This window comes from Amycolatopsis sp. NPDC051372 (assembly GCF_040682095.1).
Classification (GTDB): Bacteria; Actinomycetota; Actinomycetes; order Mycobacteriales; family Pseudonocardiaceae; genus Amycolatopsis.
In genome coordinates, this window is the sequence record NZ_JBFBAF010000032.1 from 93,843 (window position 1) to 114,715 (window position 20,873).

19 protein-coding genes and 1 pseudogene are annotated in these 20,873 nt (G+C 71.8%); 10 read left to right on the forward strand and 10 right to left on the reverse strand.

Annotated features, from left to right (window positions below; genetic code table 11):
- Positions 1–57: 57 nt before the first annotated feature.
- Positions 58–804 (forward strand): peroxide stress protein YaaA, encoded by a 747-nt coding sequence (gene yaaA, locus AB0M56_RS38290; protein WP_364185471.1) that lies wholly within the window; start codon positions 58–60, stop codon positions 802–804.
- Between the two features lie 30 nt (positions 805–834).
- On the opposite strand, the gene AB0M56_RS38295 is transcribed toward yaaA, so the two are convergent.
- Together AB0M56_RS38295 and AB0M56_RS38300 are read right to left on the reverse strand one after the other, a co-directional pair.
- Positions 835–1,923, reverse strand: a complete 1,089-nt coding sequence (locus AB0M56_RS38295; protein ID WP_364185472.1) for an FAD-dependent oxidoreductase — start codon at positions 1,921–1,923, stop codon at positions 835–837.
- A 4-nt stretch (positions 1,924–1,927) separates the two neighbouring features.
- Positions 1,928–3,490, reverse strand: a complete 1,563-nt coding sequence (locus AB0M56_RS38300) for an NAD(P)/FAD-dependent oxidoreductase (RefSeq protein ID WP_364185474.1) — start codon at positions 3,488–3,490, stop codon at positions 1,928–1,930.
- 247 nt (positions 3,491–3,737) lie between these two features.
- Between AB0M56_RS38300 and AB0M56_RS38305 the strand changes: the two are divergent.
- The 3 genes and pseudogenes from AB0M56_RS38305 to AB0M56_RS38315 all read left to right on the forward strand — a co-directional run bounded on the left by AB0M56_RS38305 (position 3,738) and on the right by AB0M56_RS38315 (position 7,846).
- Positions 3,738–4,684, forward strand: a pseudogene (locus tag AB0M56_RS38305) (RIO1 family regulatory kinase/ATPase).
- Between the two features lie 351 nt (positions 4,685–5,035).
- Complete coding sequence (locus tag AB0M56_RS38310) at positions 5,036–6,571, forward strand: DEAD/DEAH box helicase (RefSeq protein WP_364185476.1); 1,536 nt, start codon at positions 5,036–5,038, stop codon at positions 6,569–6,571.
- A 99-nt stretch (positions 6,572–6,670) separates the two neighbouring features.
- Positions 6,671–7,846: an 8-amino-7-oxononanoate synthase gene (locus tag AB0M56_RS38315; protein ID WP_364185478.1), complete on the forward strand. Its 1,176-nt coding sequence runs from the start codon at positions 6,671–6,673 to the stop codon at positions 7,844–7,846.
- Here AB0M56_RS38315 and AB0M56_RS38320 read toward each other — a convergent pair.
- Entirely contained in the window at positions 7,843–8,295 is a 453-nt protein-coding gene (locus AB0M56_RS38320; protein ID WP_364185480.1) for a GNAT family N-acetyltransferase, read from the reverse strand. The genes AB0M56_RS38315 and AB0M56_RS38320 overlap by 4 nt on opposite strands.
- A gap of 52 nt (positions 8,296–8,347) precedes the next feature.
- On the reverse strand, positions 8,348–9,172 hold the full coding sequence (locus tag AB0M56_RS38325) for a serine protease (protein WP_364185482.1): 825 nt from the start codon (positions 9,170–9,172) through the stop codon (positions 8,348–8,350).
- 189 nt (positions 9,173–9,361) lie between these two features.
- Here AB0M56_RS38325 and AB0M56_RS38330 point away from each other — a divergent pair, with 189 nt between their 5' ends.
- Entirely contained in the window at positions 9,362–10,231 is an 870-nt protein-coding gene (locus tag AB0M56_RS38330) for a M15 family metallopeptidase (protein WP_364185484.1), read from the forward strand.
- Between the two features lie 75 nt (positions 10,232–10,306).
- Complete coding sequence (locus AB0M56_RS38335; RefSeq protein WP_364185486.1) at positions 10,307–11,701, forward strand: mycothione reductase; 1,395 nt, start codon at positions 10,307–10,309, stop codon at positions 11,699–11,701.
- Between the two features lie 53 nt (positions 11,702–11,754).
- Here the strand turns inward: AB0M56_RS38335 and AB0M56_RS38340 are convergent, their stop codons facing one another.
- Positions 11,755–13,029, reverse strand: coding sequence for an MFS transporter (locus tag AB0M56_RS38340; protein ID WP_364185488.1), 1,275 nt, complete (start codon positions 13,027–13,029; stop codon positions 11,755–11,757).
- A gap of 49 nt (positions 13,030–13,078) precedes the next feature.
- On the opposite strand from AB0M56_RS38340, the gene AB0M56_RS38345 reads away from it, so the two are divergent.
- Positions 13,079–13,768 (forward strand): FadR/GntR family transcriptional regulator, encoded by a 690-nt coding sequence (locus AB0M56_RS38345; RefSeq protein ID WP_364185490.1) that lies wholly within the window; start codon positions 13,079–13,081, stop codon positions 13,766–13,768.
- 180 nt (positions 13,769–13,948) lie between these two features.
- Complete coding sequence (locus AB0M56_RS38350) at positions 13,949–14,920, forward strand: SGNH/GDSL hydrolase family protein (RefSeq protein WP_364185492.1); 972 nt, start codon at positions 13,949–13,951, stop codon at positions 14,918–14,920.
- On the opposite strand, the gene map is transcribed toward AB0M56_RS38350, so the two are convergent.
- The 3 genes from map to AB0M56_RS38365 all read right to left on the reverse strand — a co-directional run bounded on the left by map (position 14,907) and on the right by AB0M56_RS38365 (position 18,530).
- On the reverse strand, positions 14,907–15,764 hold the full coding sequence (gene map, locus AB0M56_RS38355; protein WP_285969430.1) for a type I methionyl aminopeptidase: 858 nt from the start codon (positions 15,762–15,764) through the stop codon (positions 14,907–14,909). The genes AB0M56_RS38350 and map overlap by 14 nt on opposite strands.
- 18 nt (positions 15,765–15,782) lie before the next feature.
- Positions 15,783–17,606, reverse strand: a complete 1,824-nt coding sequence (locus AB0M56_RS38360; protein ID WP_364185495.1) for a penicillin-binding transpeptidase domain-containing protein — start codon at positions 17,604–17,606, stop codon at positions 15,783–15,785.
- A gap of 69 nt (positions 17,607–17,675) precedes the next feature.
- Positions 17,676–18,530 carry a GNAT family N-acetyltransferase gene (locus AB0M56_RS38365; RefSeq protein WP_364185496.1) on the reverse strand — a complete coding sequence of 285 codons (855 nt, stop codon included), beginning with the start codon at positions 18,528–18,530 and terminating at the stop codon, positions 17,676–17,678.
- Between the two features lie 80 nt (positions 18,531–18,610).
- Here AB0M56_RS38365 and AB0M56_RS38370 point away from each other — a divergent pair, with 80 nt between their 5' ends.
- The gene (locus AB0M56_RS38370; RefSeq protein WP_364185498.1) at positions 18,611–18,817 is read left to right on the forward strand and encodes a DUF4177 domain-containing protein; all 207 of its coding nucleotides are present in this window, start codon (positions 18,611–18,613) and stop codon (positions 18,815–18,817) included.
- A gap of 488 nt (positions 18,818–19,305) precedes the next feature.
- Here AB0M56_RS38370 and AB0M56_RS38375 read toward each other — a convergent pair whose 3' ends face one another.
- Both AB0M56_RS38375 and AB0M56_RS38380 read right to left on the reverse strand, forming a co-directional pair.
- Positions 19,306–19,704, reverse strand: coding sequence for a VOC family protein (locus AB0M56_RS38375; protein ID WP_364185500.1), 399 nt, complete (start codon positions 19,702–19,704; stop codon positions 19,306–19,308).
- The gene (locus tag AB0M56_RS38380) at positions 19,701–20,525 is read right to left on the reverse strand and encodes an AraC family transcriptional regulator (protein ID WP_364185502.1); all 825 of its coding nucleotides are present in this window, start codon (positions 20,523–20,525) and stop codon (positions 19,701–19,703) included. Before AB0M56_RS38380 ends, AB0M56_RS38375 begins: the two co-directional genes overlap by 4 nt.
- 75 nt (positions 20,526–20,600) lie before the next feature.
- Here AB0M56_RS38380 and AB0M56_RS38385 point away from each other — a divergent pair, with 75 nt between their 5' ends.
- Positions 20,601–20,855: a hypothetical protein gene (locus tag AB0M56_RS38385; protein ID WP_220237842.1), complete on the forward strand. Its 255-nt coding sequence runs from the start codon at positions 20,601–20,603 to the stop codon at positions 20,853–20,855.
- Positions 20,856–20,873: the final 18 nt, after the last annotated feature.

Genomic DNA, 20,873 nt, shown 5'->3' on the forward strand with positions numbered 1-20,873 from the left:
CGCCGAGCCAGCGTAGGCGGGCGCTGAACAGCGGCGCACCCCGATTACCCTCGTCGTGTGCTGGTGCTCCTCCCTCCTTCCGAGACGAAGGCCGACGGCGGCAAGGGCGCGCCGCTCGACCTCGAGACGCTGTCCTTCCCCGAGCTCAACCCCGTGCGGGCCAAGCTCGCCGACGCGCTCGTCGAGCTCGCGCAAGACGTCCCCGCGAGCCTCGCTGCGCTCGGCATCTCCGAGCGCCAGAGCCACGAGGTCGCGCGCAACGGGAGCCTGTGGACCTCGCCGACGCTGCCCGCGCTGCGCCGCTACACCGGCGTGCTCTACGACGCCCTCGACATCGGCAGCTTCACCCGCGCCGGCCTGGAGAAGGCCCACCGCCGCCTGGCTGTCACGTCTTCGCTGTTCGGGGTGGTCTCGGCCACCGACCCGATCCCCGCGTACCGCCTCTCGGGCGGCAACAGCGTGCCCGCGCTCGGCACCGTGCGCAGCCTGTGGAAGCCCGCGCTGGAGCCGGTGCTGCAGGACATCGAAGGGCTCATCGTCGACCTGCGCTCGGGCACGTACTCCGCGTTCGCGAAGCTGCGCCCCGGCGCGGTGACCGTGCGCGTGGTCACGGAGGACGCCGCCGGCAACCGCACCACCGTGAGCCACTTCAACAAGGCCTACAAGGGCCGGCTCGCCGCGGTGCTCGCGACCACGCGCACCGAACCGTCCACTGTGGACGAATTGGTGAAGGTGATCACCAAGGCCGGCCTCACGGTGGAGCGCACCGGCGACCACGCCTTGGAACTGCTGACCGACGACTGAGCCTGAGTACTGAGCCTGAGTACGGCAGCCTCAGCTGAACCGCGAAGGCGAGCACGCCGTCAGCAGGTCCGCCGGCAGGTCTTCGCCGAGGACGAGCGCGGCGATGAGCTTGCCCGCGTACGGCGCCAGCGTCAGCCCGGCCGGCCCGAAGCCCGTGGCCAGGAACAACCCCGGCGCGGCCTGGCCCAGCAGCGGCAGCGTGTCCGGCGTCGCGGGCCGGAAGCCGACGCGGGTCTCGGCGAGCGTCGCGTCGGCCAGGCCCGGTGCGACGGCGAGCGCCTGGTCGAGCACTTCGCGCTGGCCGGCGGCTGTGACGCGGTAGTCGAAGCCGGAGTCCGTCTCGCGCGTCGCGCCCGCCACGACGCGGCCGCCCGCGAACGACAGCAGGTAGTGGCTCGACCGCGGCAGCACCACGGGCCAGGCCGACGTGTCGGTGTCCGGCAGGTCGAAGTGGCTGATCTGCCCGCGTTGCGGCGCCACCGGCACCACGATCCCGAGCGGCGCGGCCAGCGCGGCCGACCACGCGCCCGCGGCGAGCACCACGGCGTCGCCGGTCAGCTCCTCGTCGCCCGCGCGCACGCGGGAGCCGGGCAGCAGCGAAGCCTCCGCCGACACGAACCGCGCGCCCCGCTGCTCCGCGGCGGCCACGAGCGCCGCCCGCATCACCCGGCCGTCGACGCGGCCCGCGCCCGACAAGTGCACGGCGGACAGCTCGGGCGCCAGCGGCGGGAACAGCTCGCGTGCCTGCGCCGGATCCAGCCGCCGCACCTCGCCCGCATCGGGAGCGTCCGCGACCCGCTCGACCAGCCGCGCGTAGGCCTCGTCGAGCTCGGCCCGGTCCGCCGAGACGACCATCCCGCCGACGACCTCGAACGACGCGTCGTGCCCCTGCTCGCGCAACGCCGCCGCCAGCTCCGGGTAGTACGCCCCGGCGGCGGCCGCGAGCGGGTAGATCGCGCTGTCCCACCGCGAGGTCCAGGAGCTCACGATCCCCGCGCCGGCCTCCGTCGCGACGCCGGGCAGCCCGGCGTCCACCACCACGACGTCGGCCCCGCTGCTCACGAGGTGGTAGGCCGTGGCTGCTCCGGCGATCCCGCCGCCGATCACGATCACGCGCATGTCTTCACCCTGCCCGCTCCTCGCCGCGCCGTCGAGCGAGCACCGCCATCGCCGCGTTGTGCCCGGGGATCCCGCTCACGCCACCCCCGCGCACGGCACCGGCGCCACAGAGCAACACGCGCTCGTGCGCGGTCTCGACGCCCCACTTCCCGACGTCGGCCTGATCTTCGGCGTAGGGCCAGGACAGGTCGCGGTGGAAGATGTGCCCGCGCGGCAGCCCGAGCTCGGCCTCCAGGTCCAGCGGCGTCTTCGCCTCCACGCACGGGTTGCCCGCCGCGTCGCGCAGCAGGCAGCTCTCGATCGGCTCGGCGAGCACGCTGTCCAGCGACGCGATCGTGGCGCGCAGGGCTTCGGCCCGCGCGCGATCGTTGTCGGACTCGAACAGCCGCGCCGGCATGTGCAGGCCGAACAACGTCAGCGTCTGCACGCCCGCCGCGCGCTCGGCCGGGCCGAGGATCGACGGGTCGGTGAGCGAGTGGCAGTAGATCTCGCACGGCGGCAGCGTCGGGATCTTGCCCGCCGCGGCCTCGGCGTACGCGGTTTCGAGCTGCGAGTAGGTCTCGTTGACGTGGAAGGTGCCGCCGAACGCGTCGCGTGGGTCCACGGCCGCGTCGCGCAGGCGGGGCAGCCGCGACAGGACCATGTTCACCTTGAGCTGCGCGCCTTCCGGGCGCGGGCCGGGTTCCTCGCCGAGCAGCCGCGCGAGCGTGTCGGGCGCGACGTTGGCCAGTACGTGAGAGCCGGCGGCCACGCGTTCGGTGCCGCCGAGCGTGTAGCGGACCTCCCCCTCGGGCGACACAGACAGCACCTCGGCGCCGGTCACGAGCGTGGCCCCGGCGCCGCGGGCGGCGTCGGCGAGCGCGCGGGTGACCGCGCCCATCCCGCCGACGGGCACGTCCCAGTCGCCCGTGCCGTTGCCGATCAGGTGGTAGAGCAGGCATCGGTTCTGGCGCAGGTCCTCGTCGCCGGCGCCGGCGAAGGTGCCGATGAGCGCGTCGGTGAGCACCACGCCGCGCACGGTGTCGTCGCCGAACAGCCCGGTGAGCGTCTCGGCGATCGGGCGCTCGAACAACGTGGCCCACGCTTCGTCGTCGCCGATGCGGGCTTTGAGCTCTTCTCGGCCGGGCAACGGTTCGGTGAGCGTGTCGAACGTCGCCGCTGCCACGCGTCCGGCCTGCGCGTAGAACTCGCGCCACGCGTCGAAGTCCTTTGTGGACCCGGTGACAGCGCGGAAGGCCGCCGCGGTGCGCGCGTCGTCCGCCGTGTCGACAAGGAGACCCGTGTCGCCGGACGGCGTGTAGGACGACATCCGGCGCCGGCGCAGCTCGACGCCCAGGCCGAGGTCGGCCGCGATCTTCCGCGGCAGCAGGCTCACCAAGTAGGAGTAGCGCGACAGGCGCACGTCAACGCCGTCGAATGCGCGGAACGACACCGCCGCTCCCCCGATCTCGCCGCGCCGTTCCAGCACCAGCACCGAGCACCCGGCCCGGGCCAGGTAGGCCGCCGCGACCAGGCCGTTGTGGCCGCCGCCCGCGATCACCGCGTCGTAATTCCCGCCACCGTTCATGCCGCCGAGGCTAGGGGTATTTCGCGGAGCCCGTTAATTCGGTTGCGCGAGCCACTCGGGCCCCGGCATGCTGCTCGCGAACCGGCGGGGTGCCGGTGGCCGACGGAAGCGAAGGAGGTGTCCGATGGAGAACAACGCTGTGGCGAATGTCCGGGCGCTGACCTGGCCTTTGTCACTTCCGTCCGCCCCTCGCGGCTAGAGCCTCCGCGCTCGCCCGGTGGGGCACCCCGATCGAGGAGACCCACCAGTGCGCGAGCACGACTACGAAGACCTTCACGCGTCCGATTTCGAGCGTCCCCGTCGTGGGCGGCGATTCAGCGACGAACCCGAGCCGACCCGCCGGGGCCGGCTCACCGAGGGCGCCGTCTCCGCCTCGCCCAGGCGCGCGACGACGCCTACACCGAGACCGACCTCCCGGACGGCGCCGACCGCTGGACCACCTGGGACGACGCCGACCAAGGCCCCCACCCGAGGCCCGACTGGGTGGTCACGGAGCTCGCCGCAGTCGACACCGACCTCGGGGTGCTCAAAACGGGCAAGGAGGCCGACGTCCACCTCCTTCGCCGCAACCTGCCCGGCACCGACGGGGTACTGCTGGCCGCCAAGCGCTACCGCAGCGATGAGCACCGGCTGTTCCACCGTGACGCCGGGTACCTCGAAGGCCGGCGCATGCGGCGCTCACGCGAGATTCGGGCCATGGCGGGCCGCACCTCCTTCGGGCGCAACCTGATCGCCGAGCAGTGGGCGGTCGCCGAGTTCGCGGCGCTGAGTCGCTTGTGGACGATCGGGGCACCCGTGCCCTACCCCGTGCAGCGCCACGGGACCGAGCTACTGCTCGAGTTCCTCGGCGAGCCCGACGGCACGGCAGCGCCGCGGCTGGCACAGCAGCGCCCGGAGCACGACGAGCTGACCGAACTGTGGGAACAGGCCGTGTCGGCGCTGGAACTGCTCGCCACGCAAGGGCTCGTGCACGGCGACTTGTCCGCGTACAACCTCCTGGTGCACGAAGGGCATCTGATGGTGATCGACCTCCCGCAGGTCGTCGACCTCGTCGCGAACCCCCGTGGCCGCGAGTTCCTGGAGCGCGACGTGCGCAACCTGGCGAGCTGGTTCCAGGCCCGTGGCCTGCCGCAACGCGTGACGAACGTCGAGGATCTCGTGGCGGAACTGGCCTACGCCGGAGGCGTGGGCTGATCCGCCGGCTGTGCGGTGGGTGGCGTCGCGGCGCTGGGCCATTCGGATGTGGCACAGGACACGACTGCGACGCCGCCCACAACCGGACACCTGGGTGTGAAGCAGAAGCCCTGACTCCGGTACAGTCAACACAGACCGCAACCGGCGGCGTGGATGAGTTGGTGTCCGTCGCCTCCAAAGCCCACTGACGGGCTCGCGGTGAAATCCGAAGCATTTCCATCGGCGCTCGATGGTGGGAACTCCTGAGCGCGCCGGGTCCGTCCCTGTGAAAGCCCATTGCACACCATCTTGCCCTGCCTGCGAGCGGGCAGCCCGGGCCTCCTTGCGACGTGCCGCGTCCGAGAGGCATAAGTGACAGTCACGTTCAACTCCGGCCATTCCGCTGCGTCGTCCCACTCGGGGCCGGGCCGCGGGGACCGTCCCGACCGCAAGCCGCGGCAGCGCCCGGCTCGCGAGGACTTCCTGCGCGACGACACCGTCGAGACGGTGGCCACCAAGACCTTCGCTCAGCTCGGCCTGCCCGACGAGCTGCTGCGCGCGCTGGCGGAGGCGGGCATCAACTCGCCGTTCCCGATCCAGTCGGCGACGATTCCCGACGCGCTCGCGGGCCGCGACGTGCTGGGCCGCGCCCAGACCGGTTCCGGCAAGACGCTGGCGTTCGGCCTGGCCATCCTGGCCCGGCTCAACGGCGGCAAGGCCCGCCCGAAGCACCCCCGCGCGCTCGTGCTGGTGCCGACCCGCGAGCTGGCCATGCAGGTGGCCGACTCGCTGACCCCGCTCGCCAAGTCGCTCGGCCTGTGGTGCCGCACGGCCGTCGGCGGCATGGCCTTCACCCGTCAGGCCGACGCGCTCTCGCGTGGTGTCGACCTGCTCATCGCCACTCCGGGCCGGTTGTCGGACCACGTCCGGCAGGGCACCGCGTCGCTGAGCGACTGCAATTTCATCGCGCTCGACGAGGCCGACCAGATGGCCGACATGGGCTTCATGCCGCAGGTGCGGGAGATCCTCGACCTCACCCCGCCGCGCGGCCAGCGGCTGCTGTTCTCGGCGACGCTCGACGGTGACGTCAACAAGCTGGTGAAGCAGTACCTCGCCGACCCGGTCACGCACTCGGTCGCGCCGTCGACCGCGAGCGTGGACACCATGGACCACCACGTGCTCCAGGTGTCGCACCAGGACAAGCAGGACATCGTCACGCAGATCGGTGCCCGCGAGGGCCGCACGATCATGTTCGTGCGCACCAAGCACCACGTCGACCGCCTCACCGAGCGGCTGCGTGAGCAGGGTGTGCACGCGGCGGCGCTGCACGGCGGCAAGACCCAGGGGCAGCGCAACCGCGTGCTGGCCGACTTCAAGGAAGGCCACACCCCGGTGCTGGTCGCCACGGACGTCGCCGCGCGCGGCATCCACGTGGACGACATCTCCCTGGTGCTGCACGTGGACCCGGCCGCGGACCACAAGGACTACCTGCACCGCGCGGGCCGCACGGCGCGCGCCGGTGCGTCGGGTGTCGTCGTCACGCTGGTCACGCACGACCAGAAGCGCACCGTCCGCCGGATGACCGACCGGGCCGGCGTGCGCGCCGAGACCACGGTCGTCCGCCCGGGCGACGCGGAGCTCTCGCGCATCACGGGTGCGCAGGAGCCGAGCGGCGAGCCGGTGATCGAGCGTCGCCGCGAGTCGCCGCGCCGCAGTGGTGGCCGTGGCTTCGGCGGTGGCCGCGAGCGCGGTGAGCGCAGCTACGGCGAGAACCGCGACCGCGGTGGTTACGGTTCGCGCGAAGGCCGCCCGAGCTTCGGTGGCCGTGGGCGTCAGCAGCGGTCCGGCAACGGTGCGGGCCGCCCGCAGCGCCCGGGTCGTCCGCAGCGCCGTGGTTACGACAGCTGAGTTTCCGTTGAAGAAAAAGCCCCGCCTTCGTGCGGGGCTTTTTCTTTGTGTGGCAGGGCCCACGGTTTCGCGTGTGACGCGGGTGGGACACTGCGGGACGTGAATGCCATCCCGCAGCTGCCGCCCGAGAACGTCTTCGACTGGCTCGACACCGAGGCCGAGAAGCGCGCGGAAGCGGGATTGGTGCGGCGGCTGCGGGCGCGGCCCGCGCAGGCGGACGAGCTCGACCTGGCCGGCAACGACTACCTCGGCCTGGCCCGCGACAAGCGCGTCGTCGGCGCCGCCGCGGCCGCCGCCATGCGCTGGGGCGCGGGCGCCACGGGCTCGCGGCTCGTCACGGGCTCGACCGAGCTGCACGCCGAGCTGGAGCTCGAGCTGGCGCGCTTCTGCGGCGCCCAGGCGGCGCTCGTGTTCTCCTCGGGCTTCGCCGCGAACCTCGGCGCGGTGACGGCGCTGTCCGGCGCCGAGTCGGCGATCGTGACCGACAAGTACATCCACGCGTCGCTCATCGAAGGCTGCCGCCTGTCGCGCGCCGACGTGGCGGCCGTGGCCCACGCGACGCCGTCGGCGATCCAGCACGCGCTGTCCACGCGCCGCAAGCCGCGCGCCCTCGTGGTCACGGATTCGGTGTTCTCCGTCGACGGCGACCTCGCGCCGCTCGGCGAGCTCGCGGAAATCTGCCGCGGCGCGGGTGCCGCCCTGCTCGTCGACGACGCCCACGGCTTCGGCGTCCTCGGCGAAGGCGGCCGCGGCGCGGTCCACGCGGCCGGCCTGTCCGCCTCACCGGACGTCGTCACCACCCTGACGCTGTCCAAGTCCCTCGGCGCCCAGGGCGGCGCCGTCGTCGGCCCGCGGCGCGTGATCAAGCACCTCGTGGACACGGCGCGGAGCTTCATCTTCGACACCGCCCTCGCGCCTGCCAGCGTCGCCGCCGCGCTGACGGCGCTGAACGTGCTGAAGGCCGACCCATCGCTGCCCGCGAAGGTGACCGACAACGCGGGGAACATCGCCATGCAGCTCAAGGCGGCCGGCCTGCGCGCCAGCCTCCCGGACGCCGCGGTGATCTCGGTGCAGGCCCCGTCCGCCGAGGCCGCCGTCACGTGGGCCGAGTCCTGTGCCGACCAGGGCATCCGCGTTGGCTGCTTCCGCCCGCCGTCCGTCCCGGACGGCATCTCGCGCCTGCGCCTCACCGTCCGCGCCGACCTCACCGAGGCGGACGTGGACCGCGCCGTGAAGGTCATCACCGCGACGGCACCGCGAGGGGCGGCTTCTTAGGAGTCGGCAGGGTCCTTCGCGACACGGCGCATGGTGATGTGCGGGATGCCGTCGTCGAGGAATTCGTCGCCTTCGGCCACGAAGCCGAAGCGCGCGTACAGGCGTTGAGCGTACGTCTGCGCGTCCAGGACGAACTCGCCCGTCGCGCCGGCCAGCGCGGCCTCCATCAGCGACGCCGCGAGGCCACGACCGCGGGCTGAAGCGGCCGTGACGACGCGGCCGATGCGGGAGACGCCATCCGGGTCGGCGAGGACGCGCAGGTACGCCGTGACCTCGCCGGCGGAGTCCGTGAACCACAGGTGCCGCGTCGACGGGAGCAGGTCACGCCCGTCAACATCGCCGTAGGCGCATTCCTGCTCGACGACGAACACGTCGGCACGCAGGCGGAGGATGGCGTAGAGCTGAACGGCGGTGAGTTCGGGGCCGGTCGCGTGGTGCGGGGTCGTCACGACCCCTGCTTAACACAGCTCAGCCGAGGACCCGCGGCGGGGACGGCACAGCTCAGCCCAGGATCCGCGCCTGCGACTGCGCCGCGATGTCGTCCGCGTACGTCGACACGCGGGTGTACACGCCAGGCTTGCCTGCCTTCGCGCAGCCGTCGCCGAAGGAGACGATGCCGATGAGGGTGTCGCCGACCACGAGGGGGCCGCCCGAGTCACCCTGGCAGGCGTCGATGCCGCCGTCCGGGTAGCCGGCGCAGACCATGCTCGACGGGTCGTACGTGTCGTACGCCGACTTGCACGTGGAGTCGCTGACGAGCGGCACGACGGCGCTGCGCAGGTAGTCGGAGCGGTCGCCGCCGTCGGCGACGCGGCCCCAGCCGAGGACGGTGGCCTGCGTGCCCGTGTCGTAGGCCGCGCGGTCGCTCGCCGACGCGATCTTCGCCGGCCGGTAGGGCAGCTGGCCCCGCACGCTCAGCACAGCGACGTCGGCGCCCTTCGTCGGGTCGGAGAAGTCCGGATCGACCCACTCGCGCGACACCGTGAGCACCACGCCGTCGCTCGTGCGCTTGTCCTGGCGGCCCGCGACGACGCGAACATCGGTGCGCGGCAAGGCTTTCGCGCAGTGTGCGGCCGTCGCGACCGCCGTGGAGCTCACGATCACGGCGCCGCAGAACTGGTTCCCGTTCTGGTCGGCGAGGTACACCGCGTACGGGTGGTCGGACAGCCTCGCCTCGTCTCCGCCGACGATCCGCGGCTGCGCGCCGGAGGGCGGCGCCGGCGCGTCCTGTGCCGACGCCGTGCTGACCGCGATCGGCACCGTCACCGCGGTCACGAGCAGGGCCCCGGCCGCGAGAAGGAGCGGACGGCGGAACTTGGCGGGCATGGGATTCCCCTTCGGCAGAGCACTCGAACTAGACATTCGGCAAAAGCAAGGACATTCGGCAAGAGCGAGCAGCGGGATCGCGGCGCGTGAACGAGCAGCCGCGATTACCCTAAACGGAGCAGGCCCGAAATGGTGTCACTGGAACGGGTGGACTCAGTGCTCACGGAGCGCGTCTGATTGGCTGGTTCCATGCGACGGAGAGCGACGGCCGCAGCCGGCACCCTGATCACGTTCCTGCTGGTCGGCTGCAGCACGCCGGCCCCGTCGGCGCCCTCGGTCCCGCCCGGAACGCCGTCACCGAGCGCGACGAGCCGGACGAGCGCGGCACTCCCGACAACCCGGACAGCGACGAGCACTCCGCCCGTCACCTGGCAGGTGGGTGCACGCCCGCTCCCCCGCCGTTCCGACGGCTTCGGCGAGATCCTCCCGACTCCACCCGAACTGGTGAACCGCGCCCTGCCGACGCGCGACTTCCTGCCGCCGCCGGACGGCACCACCTACGCGTCGAAGATCGTCCCCGTCCCCGCCGACGTGCTCGCCCGCAGCACCTGGCAGGCCGCGTGCCCGGTGAGGTCGACGGACCTGCGCTACGTCACGCTCTCCTTCTGGGGCTTCGACGGCCGCGCCCACACCGGCGAGCTGCTCGTGAACCGCACCGGCGCGCAGGCCGTCGCCACCGTGTTCGGCAAGCTCTTCGCGGAGCGGTTCCCCCTCGAAGAGATGCGCGTGACCAGTCCCGGGGAGCTCGACGCGCCACCCACCGGCGACGGCAACGACACGAGCGCCTTCGTCTGCCGGCCCGTCCGCGGCGCGACGAACTGGTCCGCCCACGCGTACGGGCTGGCCGTGGACGTGAACCCGTTCTGCAACCCGTACACCAAGGGACCGCTGGTACTGCCGGAGCTGGCGTCGGCGTATCTGGACCGCTCGCGCGTGCGGCCCGGCATGGTCGTCGCGGGCGGACCGGTCGTGCGCGACTTCGCCGCCGTCGGCTGGAGCTGGGGCGGCGCGTGGACCTCGCCGGTCGACCGGATGCACTTCACAGCCACGGGGCACTGATCGCGGGAACACCGCGTCCCGGGCTTCGGTTCACTAGACTGGGAACGCTCGTTCTACGGCTTTCGGAGGAAGACTGTGCCGCACTACGACCTGGTGATCGTCGGGACCGGATCGGGGAACTCGATCCTCGACCCGCGCTTCGCCGACCTGAAGACGGCGATCGTCGAGAAGGGGACGTTCGGCGGCACCTGCCTCAACGTGGGCTGCATCCCGACCAAGATGTTCGTCTACGCCGCGGACGTGGCCGCGACGCCTTCGCACAGCTCCCGCTACGGCGTGGACGAGGAGCTCAAGGGCGTGCGCTGGCCCGAGATCCGCGACCGCGTCTTCGGGCGCATCGACCCGATCGCCGCTGGCGGCGCGGAGTACCGGAAGAACCACGAGGACAACAAGAACGTCGACGTCTACCAGGGCGAAGGCCGCTTCACCGGCATGAAGGAGCTGCGCGTCAGCTTCACCGACGGGCGGCTCGACGAGGTGCTGACGGCCGACCGGTTCGTGCTCGCCGCGGGCGGGCGCCCGGTCGTGCCGGACGTCCCGGGCCTCGCCGAGACCGGCTACCACACCTCCGACACGATCATGCGGCTCGACGCCCTGCCCCGCCGCATCACCATCCTCGGCGGCGGCTACATCGCGGCGGAGTTCGCGCACGTGTTCGCCTCGTTCGGCGTGGACGTGAGCGTGGTCCTTCGCTCGGGCGCGATGCTGCGCGGCGAGGACGAGGACGTGAGCGCCCGCTTCACCGAACTGGCCGCGGAACGCTTCGACCTGCGCCGTGACCGCAAGATCCTGGGCGCGCACCGCGAAGCCACCGGTGCCGTGCTGGAGCTCGAAGGCCCGCAGGGCGCCGAGACGCTGGAGAGCGACCTCATCCTGGTCGCCATCGGCCGCACGCCGAACTCCGACGTGCTCGACGTCGCGGCCACCGGCGTCACCACGAAGGCCAGTGGCCACGTGGCCGTGGACGACTACCAGGAGACGGTGGTGCCGGGCATCTACGCGCTCGGGGACATGTCGTCGCCGTACGAGCTCAAGCACGTCGCGAACCACGAAAGCCGTGTGGTGCAACACAACCTGCTGCACCCGGACGACCGCATCAAGGCCGACCACCGCTTCGTGCCGCACGCGATCTTCACCTCGCCGCAGATCGCCTCGGTGGGCCTGACCGAACAGGACGCGCGCGCTCGCGGCGTGTCCTACGTCGTGTCCAAACAGGACTACTCCGGCATCGCCTACGGCTGGGCCATGGAGGACACGACGGGCTTTGCGAAGCTCCTCGCCGACCCCGCCACCGGCCGGCTGCTGGGCGCGCACATCATCGGCCCGCAGGCCTCGTCGGTCATCCAGCCGCTCATCCAGGCCATGAGCTTCGGCCTCGACGCCCGCACGATGGCGCGCGGCCAGTACTGGATCCACCCGGCGATGCCGGAGCTGATCGAGAACGCACTGCTGAACCTGCCGCTGGACTGAGCCGGTGACGACAAAGGGCCTCCCCGCCGCGGGAGGCCCTTTGTCGTGTCGGCTCAGACGAAGCGCGGCCGCCCGGCGAGGAAACCGACGGCCATCTGCGCGCAGGTCACGGCGATGAGGACGATCAGCGAGACGGACCAGCTGCCCGTGGCGTCGTGGAGGAGGCCGAAGACGAAGGGCCCCACAGCGGCGAGCAGGTAGCCGAAGCCCTGGGCCATGCCGGAAAGCCGGGCCGTCTCGGCGCCGGTGCGGGCGCGCAGGGCGATCACGGTGAGGGCGAGCGAGAACACGCTCATGCCGATGCCGATCAGCACGCTCCACAGCAGCGGCGAGAACGCCGGTGCCACGAGCAGACCGAGCATGCCGGCCACGCCGCACACCCCCATGCCGAAGATCCACCAGCTCTGGCTGCCTTGGCGCGCGGCGACGGGCGGGATCACGAGGCTGATCGGCACGGCGATTACGGAGATCAGGCCCAGCAGCAGGCCGGCGTCGCCCTTGCTGACGCCGGAGTCGATGAAAACCTGCGGGAGCCAGCCCATGACCACGTACGCGATGAACGACTGCAGGCCGAAGAAGATCGTGACGATCCACGCGAGCGGGCTGCGCATCAGGGACCTTGCGCCGGCGGCGTTGGCGGCCGGTTTCGGCGCCCGGCCGGTGCCACGTGAGGCGATCAACCACACGACGAGCGCGGCGGCCGCCAGCACCGCCCACGAGCCGAGCGACAGGCGCCAGCCGCCGAACGCCGTCTCCAGGGGTGGGCTCCCGGCGGACCCGGCAGCGCCGCCGCCTTGCAGCGCGGCCGTGTAGACGCCGGTCATCATGCCGACGCGCGCCGGGAAGGAGTCCTTGATCACCACGGGGATGAGGACGTTGATCAGCGCGATGCCGGCTGTCGCGACGAGGGTGCCGCCGAGGACCACGAGCTGACCGTCGACGACGCGCAGCACCAGCCCGGCCGTGAGCACCGCCAGCGCGAACCCGATCGCCGAGCCGATGCCGAACCGGCGCGAAAGCAGGGGCGCCGCGAGGCCCGCACCGGCGAAACACAGGCCGGGCAACGTCGTCAGCACGCTCGCCCAGATCGCCGACGCGCCGAGGCTGCCGCGCATCTCCGCGAGCAGCGGGCCGACGCTCGTGATGGCCGGGCGCAGGTTCAGCGCCGTGAGCACCACGGCGACGGCGAGCAGCACGCCACCCGCGATCACCCCGGGCCGGCGCACGCCGCGGGGCGTCTCTTCCTCGATGCCGCCTTCGAGTTCGAGCTCGAGGCGGTCGGAGTAAGAGGCGGGGCGCGGGGTGGGATCCCAGGAATTGACGGGCACGTCCGCTACTATCGCATACGTAGGATGATTGGATGAAGGGATTAATCCTGTGCCTCTCGCCACCACCCGGCGCGCGGGCCTGGTCGACCAGGTCATCGACCAGCTGCGCGACGCGATCGCACAGGGGGAATGGCCGGTCGGACAGCGCATCCCCACCGAGCCCGCGCTGGTCGCCCAGCTCGGCGTCGGGCGCAACACCGTGCGCGAGGCCGTCCGCGCGCTCGCGCACACCGGCATCCTCGAAGTCCGCCAGGGCGACGGCACGTACGTCCGCGCCACCAGTGAGGTCTCCGGCGCCCTGAGGCGCCTGTGCGGCACCGAGCTGCGCGAGGTGCTGCAGGTCCGCCGCACCCTGGAGGTCGAAGGCGCGCGCCTGGCGGCCACCGCCCGCACCGACACCGAGGTCGAGAGTCTGCGCGTGCTGCTGCACCAGCGCGACACCGACCAGCTCGACGGCCGCGTCGACGACTTCGCCCGCACCGACGCGGAGTTCCACCTCGAAATCGTCCGATGTGGACACAACGGCCTGCTGTTCGAGCTCTACCGCGGCCTGATGGAGGCGATCACCGCCAGTGTCGCGTCCACCTACGACCACCCGGACCACGCCGAGATCGCCCAGCACCGCGCCATCGTCGACGCCATCGAGGCCCGCGACCCGGCCCGCGCGGCCCAGGCGGCCGGCGACTTCCTCGACGAAATCCTGGCGCGGGCCGAGGAAAGCGGACAAACGGCAGACTAGGGATTTCTCGACACCGCTCCCCCGATGTCACCGCCGCGTCACCTCTGGTTCACGGCCCGGCCGAGGGGCCTCCCCCGCCCGCGAGACTCTTGAACGTGAAAGTTACTCACATAAGTTGCGGACTTGTCCGGACCACGCGAAAGTCTGATCACCATCCCGTCGGACGGAGAGGTCAGGCCCGTGCGCCGTTTCCCGCTCGCCGCGCTGTTCGTGATCGTGAGTCTCGTCGCCGGTGCCACCGCCGCGGCCGCCAGTGCTCCGTCGTTCCGCAAGTACGTCGCGCTCGGCGACTCGTACACCGCCGGGCCGCTGATCCCCTGGCAGCAGGCCAGCTGGTGCTTCCGGTCGAACAACAACTATCCGTCCTGGCTCGCGACGCGGCTGGGGATCTACGACACGGACGGCGCGTTCACCGATGTCAGCTGCTCGTCGGCCGACACGTCGAACATGACGCAGCCGCAGGTCACGCCGTCGCCGAGCGTTCCGCTGTCCACGCAGCAGCCGCAGTTCGACGCGCTGCACGCCGACACCGACCTGGTCACCATCGGCATCGGCGGCAACGACGACAGCGTCTTCGGCGACCTGACCGGCACCTGCCCGACGCTTCGCGCCGACGATCCGACCGGCGCGCCCTGCCAGGCGCACTACACCGTGAACGGCGTGGACACCATGGCCGCCGCGGTGCAGGCGACCGGCCGCAACGTCGCGAAGGTCGTGCAAGGCGTGAAGGACCGCGCGCCCGCCGCGACGATCGTGCTCGTCGGCTACCCGCGCCTGCTGCCGCCCACGGGCACGTGCCCGAGCGTGATCCCCTTCGCCGACGGCGACTACGCGTGGGCGGACAGCATCGAGCAGAAGCTCAACGCCGCCGTCGAAGGAGCCGCGCAGCGCGAAGGCGTGCACTTCGTCGACACCTACGGCCCCAGCCTCGGCCACGACGCGTGCGCCGGCGGCAAAGCGTGGGTCAACGGCCAGAGCACGAACCTCTTCGAAGCCGTGGCCTACCACCCGTTCCGCGCCGGGATGGAGGCCGAGGCGAAGCTGATCGCCCAGGCGCTCGGCGTGGCCGCGAAGAACACCAAGGCACCGGCTCCGCGCAGCAAGGCCGACCCGGCTCAGCTGGCCCGGACCGCGCACCTCACGGGAGCGTGAGGATCTCCGCGCCGTCGGCCGTGACCACGAGGGTGTGCTCGAACTGGGCCGTCCACTTCTTGTCCTTCGTGGTGACGGTCCAGTTGTCGTCCCACACGTCGTAGTCGATGGTGCCGAGGGTGATCATCGGCTCGATCGTGAAGGTCATGCCCTCCTCGATCAGCGTGTGGACCGAGGGCTCCTCGTAGTGCAGCACCGTCGGCGCGGTGTGGAACGCCGGGCCGACGCCGTGGCCGGTGAAGTCGCGGACCACGCCGTAGCCGAAGCGCTTGGCGTACGCCTCGATCACGCGGCCGATCACGTTCAGCTGCCGTCCGGGGCGCACCGCCTTGATCGCGCGCGCCGTGGCTTCGCGCGTGCGCTCGACGAGCAGCTTCGCCTCCTCGGAGACGTCGCCGGCGAGGAAGGTGGCGTTGCAGTCGCCGTGGACGCCGCCGATGAAGGCGGTGACGTCGATGTTGCAGATGTCGCCGTCCTCGATCACGGTCGAGTCGGGGATGCCGTGGCAGATCACCTCGTTGAGCGAGGTGCAGCACGACTTCGGGAAGGCGCGGTAGCCCAGCGTCGACGGGTAGGCGTGGTGGTCGAGCAGGAACTCGTGCACGACCTTGTCGATGTCGTCGGTGCTCGCGCCGGGCTTGACGGCCTTGCCGCCCTCCTCGAGCGCCTGCGCGGCGATCCTCGACGCCACGCGCATGGCCTCGATCACCTCGGGCGTGCGCACGCCGTTGCCGGTGTCCCGCTTCGGCGCCGGCCGGTCGACGTACTCGGGGCGGGCGATGTCTGCGGGAACGGCGCGGCGCGGAGTCTGGACGCCGGGCTTCAACGGGGCACGAACGGACATGCCCTCCAGACTACGACGTCACTTCGCGGTCACGCCCGCGAGGAACCGGTGAGCGGCGTCGACGGCCGGTTTCGACGAGCCTGCGTCGGTGAGCAGTACCGCGAACGCCAGGTCGCCCTGGTAGCCGACGAACCAGCCGTGGGAGTGCGTGCCGTCGCCGAACTGGGCCGTGCCGGTCTTCCCGCGCACGTCGGGCAGGTCGCGCAGGGCGGTGGCCGTGCCGGTGGTGACGACGTCACGCATCATCGAGCGCACGGCGTCGAGCACGTCCGGCCGCGGCGCCGGGCCGAGGCCGCTCACCTTGGCGGCCCGGCCGCGCACCAGCGACGGCGAGGGGACCTTTCCCGACTGCACGGCCGCCGCGGCGAGCGCCATCCCGAAGGGGCTCGTGACCACGGTCCCCTGCCCGAACCCGTTCTCCGCGCGCTGCACCACGGAATCGGCCTGCGGGGCAGACCCGGTGACGGTCGTGAGGCCGGGGATCACGAAGTCGGCGCCGATGCCGAGCGAGCGCGCGGCGTCGGTGAGCGCAGTCGGCGAGAGGTCGGCCGAAAGCTGGGCGAACGTCGTGTTGCACGACTGCGCGAACGCCTTCGCCAGCGGCACCGTGCCCAGGTCGAACCGGCCTTCGTTGGGCACCACGCGGCCGGCGAACGTCACCGTACCCGGGCAGGCGACGGGTGTGTCGACTTTCACGCGGCCGGCCGTGAGCGCGGCCGTCGCGGTGACGATCTTGAACGTCGACCCCGGCGGGAAGCGGCCGGTGAGCGCGAGCGGTCCCTGCTCGTCCGCGGGCTCGTTCTGGGCGACTGCCAGCAGTTGCCCGGTCGACGGCTGCAGCGCCACGATCGCGGCGGCGGTCTTCACCGGCGCGAGGGCCTGCTCGGCGGCCTTCTGGACGTGAGTGCTGAGCGTGCTCGTGACGGCAGGCGGCTCCTTGGGCGGCACGGCGTAGAGCTCGCTGGCTTCGCTGCCGGTGACGTCGAGCGAGACGATCCGCCAGCCCGCGCCGCCCGCGGCCTGCTGCTCGACCATCGAGCGCAGGGCGGGCAGGATCTGGCGGCCGGTGTCGCGGTCGTCGGGTAGGAGGCGTTCCTGGCTCGTGAAGCGGACACCGGGCAGGTCGTAGATGGTGGGCTTGACTTGCTCGTAGTCGGTGTCGCGCAAGGAAAGCACGGGGTAGGCGGAGCCGGGTTTGGTGGCCTTGATGCCATCGAGCACGGAGCGGCCGGTCACCGTCGGCTCGAAGCGGTGCAGCGCCGAGCCGAGCTTGCTCGCGACGGCCGTGGTGTTGCCCGTCTTCGCCGGGTCCACGACGACGCCGATCACAGTCTGCGGGCGCAGCAGGGGGAAACCGTCGCGGTCGAGCACCGGCGCGGGCTCGGCCGGATCGGCCACGATCGCGATGCTCTGCGACGGTGCCAGCTGCGGGTGCACGACGGTGGGCTGCCAATGCACCTGCCAGCCGTCCTCGGCCGAGCGCAGCTGCGCGTCGGAGGTGTAGGTCCAGCTGCGGCCCTTGGGGAGGTGCCAGGTGAGGCGGTAGCCGCCGGTCGCGTTGTCGCCCGACTGCTTCACGGTCTCCTCGGTCGCCTCGATCGACTCGGGCTTGAGCGCGGCGCGGACTTGGGTGAGCAGGATCTTCGCGGCGTCGGGCGAGTCGGTGCGCGCGGCGGCCGCGGCGACGTCACCGGAGCTGACGGCAGTGAGGAAGGCGGCGAGCGTGTCTTCCGGGCCTTCGGAGGAGAACAGGCCGCAGCCGGCGAGCGGCAGGACGGTCGCGACGGCGGCGGTCAGGGCCGCTGCGCGGTGTCGACGGTGCGGGTGCCGACCAGGTGCCATGCGTCGGATCGAACCAGCCCGGCGGGCGGGTTCCGGGCCGAAACGCCGACCCGGAAGGGCGAATCGGGTTCAGAACAGGACGGTCGCGTACTGGCCGACCTGCTGGAACCCGATCCGGCGGTACGCGGCGAGCGCGGGTGTGTTGAACGCGTTCACGTAGAGGCTCGCGGTGCGGCCGAGGCCGTGCACGAGCCGGTTGACGACCGCGGCCGTGCCCGCGGTGCCGAGGCCGCCGCTGCGGCGCGCCGGGTGCACCCACACGCCCTGGATCTGGCCGACACCGGCCGACATCGCGCCGATCTCGGCCTTGAACACGACCTCGCCGTCTTCGAACCGGGCGAACGCCCGTCCGGTGGCGATCAGCTCGCTCACGCGGGCGCGATAGCTCGCGCCGCCGTCGCCACTGCGCGGGTCGACGCCCACCTCCTCGATGAACATCGCGACGGCGGCGGGCAGATAGCGGTCCAGCTCGTCGGGCCGCACCGCGCGCACGAGCGGGTCGGCTTTGACGTGCGGGCTGCCGTCGAGCGCCATCAGCGGCTGGTCACCCCGCACTTCGCGCGCGGGCCCCCACTCGCTCGAAAGCTCGTCCCACAGCCCCAGCACCTGCTCGGCGGGCCCGACGAGCGACGAGCACGTGCGCTGCCTGCGCAACGCCCGGTCCGCGAACGACCGCAACGCCGAAGCGTTGCCGCGCAACGGAATCAGGTTCGGGCCGGCGAAGCACAACCCCTGGAACCGCGTGGACCGCCCCGGGCGGCCGTCGGCGGCCCAGAGCTCGCCACCGAGCCGCCAAGGGTCGAGGCCCGCGGCCTCGACCCTGGCGCTGACCATGCAGCTGCTCACCGGGTCGGCGGCCAGCGCGGCGCGCACCGCTGGATAGTCCCGATCGTCGAGCAGCCGTGCACCTGCAAGCCGCAACACAGTGTCCAGGGTGCCAGATGACGCGGATGAACGGAACGCAAGCCCACCGACACGCTCAGATGAACGGCACAATCGGACACATGCAGCGCTACACCTACAAGGTGGTCGAACTCCGCGAGAAGATGCTCGGCGGAAAAATGTCCGGAGACAAGCTGGAGCGTCTTCTCAACGACGAGGCTCGGGATGGGTGGCAGCTGAAGGCGATCACCTCGGCGGAGGTGAAGGGACGGGTGGGGCCTGGAGGGGTGGACGGGCTGTTGGTGACGTTCGAACGACCGGTCCAGTAGGCCTTCCGCGGTGAGGGGAAGCGCTTGCGCGGCCGGCCGTGGCTAGGTGCCGAGGTTGGGGCTACGGGCGCCTCGCACTCGAGACCTCGCAGGCTCGGCTGCGGTGGGTGCGGGGTGGGGATCCTTGTCGAACCAGTCGGGGCCGGCCAGACAAACCCCCGCCCTCCCCAGGGGGCGTCCCTCGTCCATTCTATCGCCCGCCCCCGACAAAACCCCTGGCCTGGACTCGAACCGGCCGAGTTGTCCACAACTCGGCGGCGGTGTGGACAACTCCGGCCGCGCTCGACGCCTGCAGCCTCGGTCCGACGCGAATGCGGCACGCCACTCGGCCCGGTCGAGGGCCCGGTCGAGGGCCCGGTCGAGGGCCCGGTCGAGCGACCCGGGCCGAGAGCAACCAGACCGAAATCAGCCAGACCCAGCGCAGCCGCACCGAGCAACCAGACCGAAAACACTCAGGCAAGCAAGCAGAACCACAGCCGATCCAGCAGTCACGCACCTCGGTAAGTGCCGATCGTCCAGCTGTTGCCCTCCGGGTCACGCAGGCTGAACGTGTGCGAGCCGTAGTCCGTGTCGTGCAGCCCCAATGTCACCTCACCCCCGGCGGCGACAACCCGCGCCTGAATCGCGTCCACCCGATCCGAAACCAGGTACACCGCGCCGGTGCCCGGTTTCATGGCGTCATGGACGTCGTCGGCGGGGCCGCCGGTGCTGCCGAGCATCACGGCGCCACCTTCGGGCCAGCGGAGCTCGGCGTGGGCGATGGCGCGCTCGGCGCCGCCGGGAACCACCAGCGTCTCCTCGAAGCCGAGGACGTCGACGAGGAAGCGCACGGCCGCGGGGGCGTCGTCGTAGCGGAGGGCGGGCCAGACTGTCGGTTGAGGTGTCATGCCCCCGAGTCTGGTTCCGGGGCCACCGAGTCGTCTTGGAGGAACGGGAGCTCCTCGGCGATCCACGTCCGCGGTGAGCACCCCGCCAACGCCCGCCATTCGTTCGACAGGTGCGCCTGGTCGTAGTAGCCGGCCTCGACGGCCACCGAGGCCAGGTCCGGTGAACCCGCCCGCAACAGTCGACCGGCCCGTTCGAAGCGCAACACCCGCGCCACCTGCTTCGGGGCGAGGCCCACCTCTGCGCGGAAGCGCTCACCGAAGTGCCGCCGGCTCCAGCCGACCGACGAGGCCAGGTCCGTCACCCGCACACCGCCCGAACGCACCCGAAGAAGCCGCCAAGCCTCCCCCAGCTCAGGAGCCGGAGGGGGCGCTGACGCAGCCGGCGAAGCCAGCACCTCGTCCAGCACGGCGAACCGCGAAGGCCAATCCGCGGCCTCGAAAAGACGCGAAGGCAACAGCGCCCAAGGCCGGCCGAACTCGGCGAGGTCCACGACCCGCCCGCTCAGCTCGGCGGCCGTCACGCCGAGCAGGGAACGCACGCCCAGCGGGTCCAGCTCCACGTGCAGGCCGCGCTGCACCCGGTCCTGTGTGATGAGCGCGGGGGAGGTGTGCAGCCCGCCGACCAGCGCCTGCAGGGTGCCCTCGCCGGGCAGGCCGGCGAAGCGGATCGGCTGTTCCAGGCTGATGATCAGCGTCACGTGCCGGGACGGCAGGCCGCGGTGGACGGTGAGGGTGACGTCGTCCTGGGCGTAGCCGATGTAGCGCGTGACCAGCGGCCGCAGCACCGGGTGCGGCAAGCGGGTGGCCCAGCTGTGACTCACCTGACCAGCGTAGGCCGCGAAGCACAGGTTTCTGCTACCACGGACAGCGGGGGCCACCGGAGAAAGGACGCGGGAGTGACGATCCAGGAGCAGGCCCAGCAGCTCGAACTGCTGGCCGACTCGGTGCCCACCGGCATCGCCCTCGCGACGAAGGGCGAGCTGGAGGACCTGCAGTCGCAGGTGCTCGGGCTGCTCGGCGAGACGTCCACCGCCACGTCCATCCAGGGCGCGATCCAGCTGGCCAGCCAGCAGATCGACGAGGTCGCCGCGGCCCTGGAGAACGTGCGCATGCAGATCAAGGACGCCGCCCAGCACCACCTGCAGGGCTGAGAAAACCGGCCCCGCGAC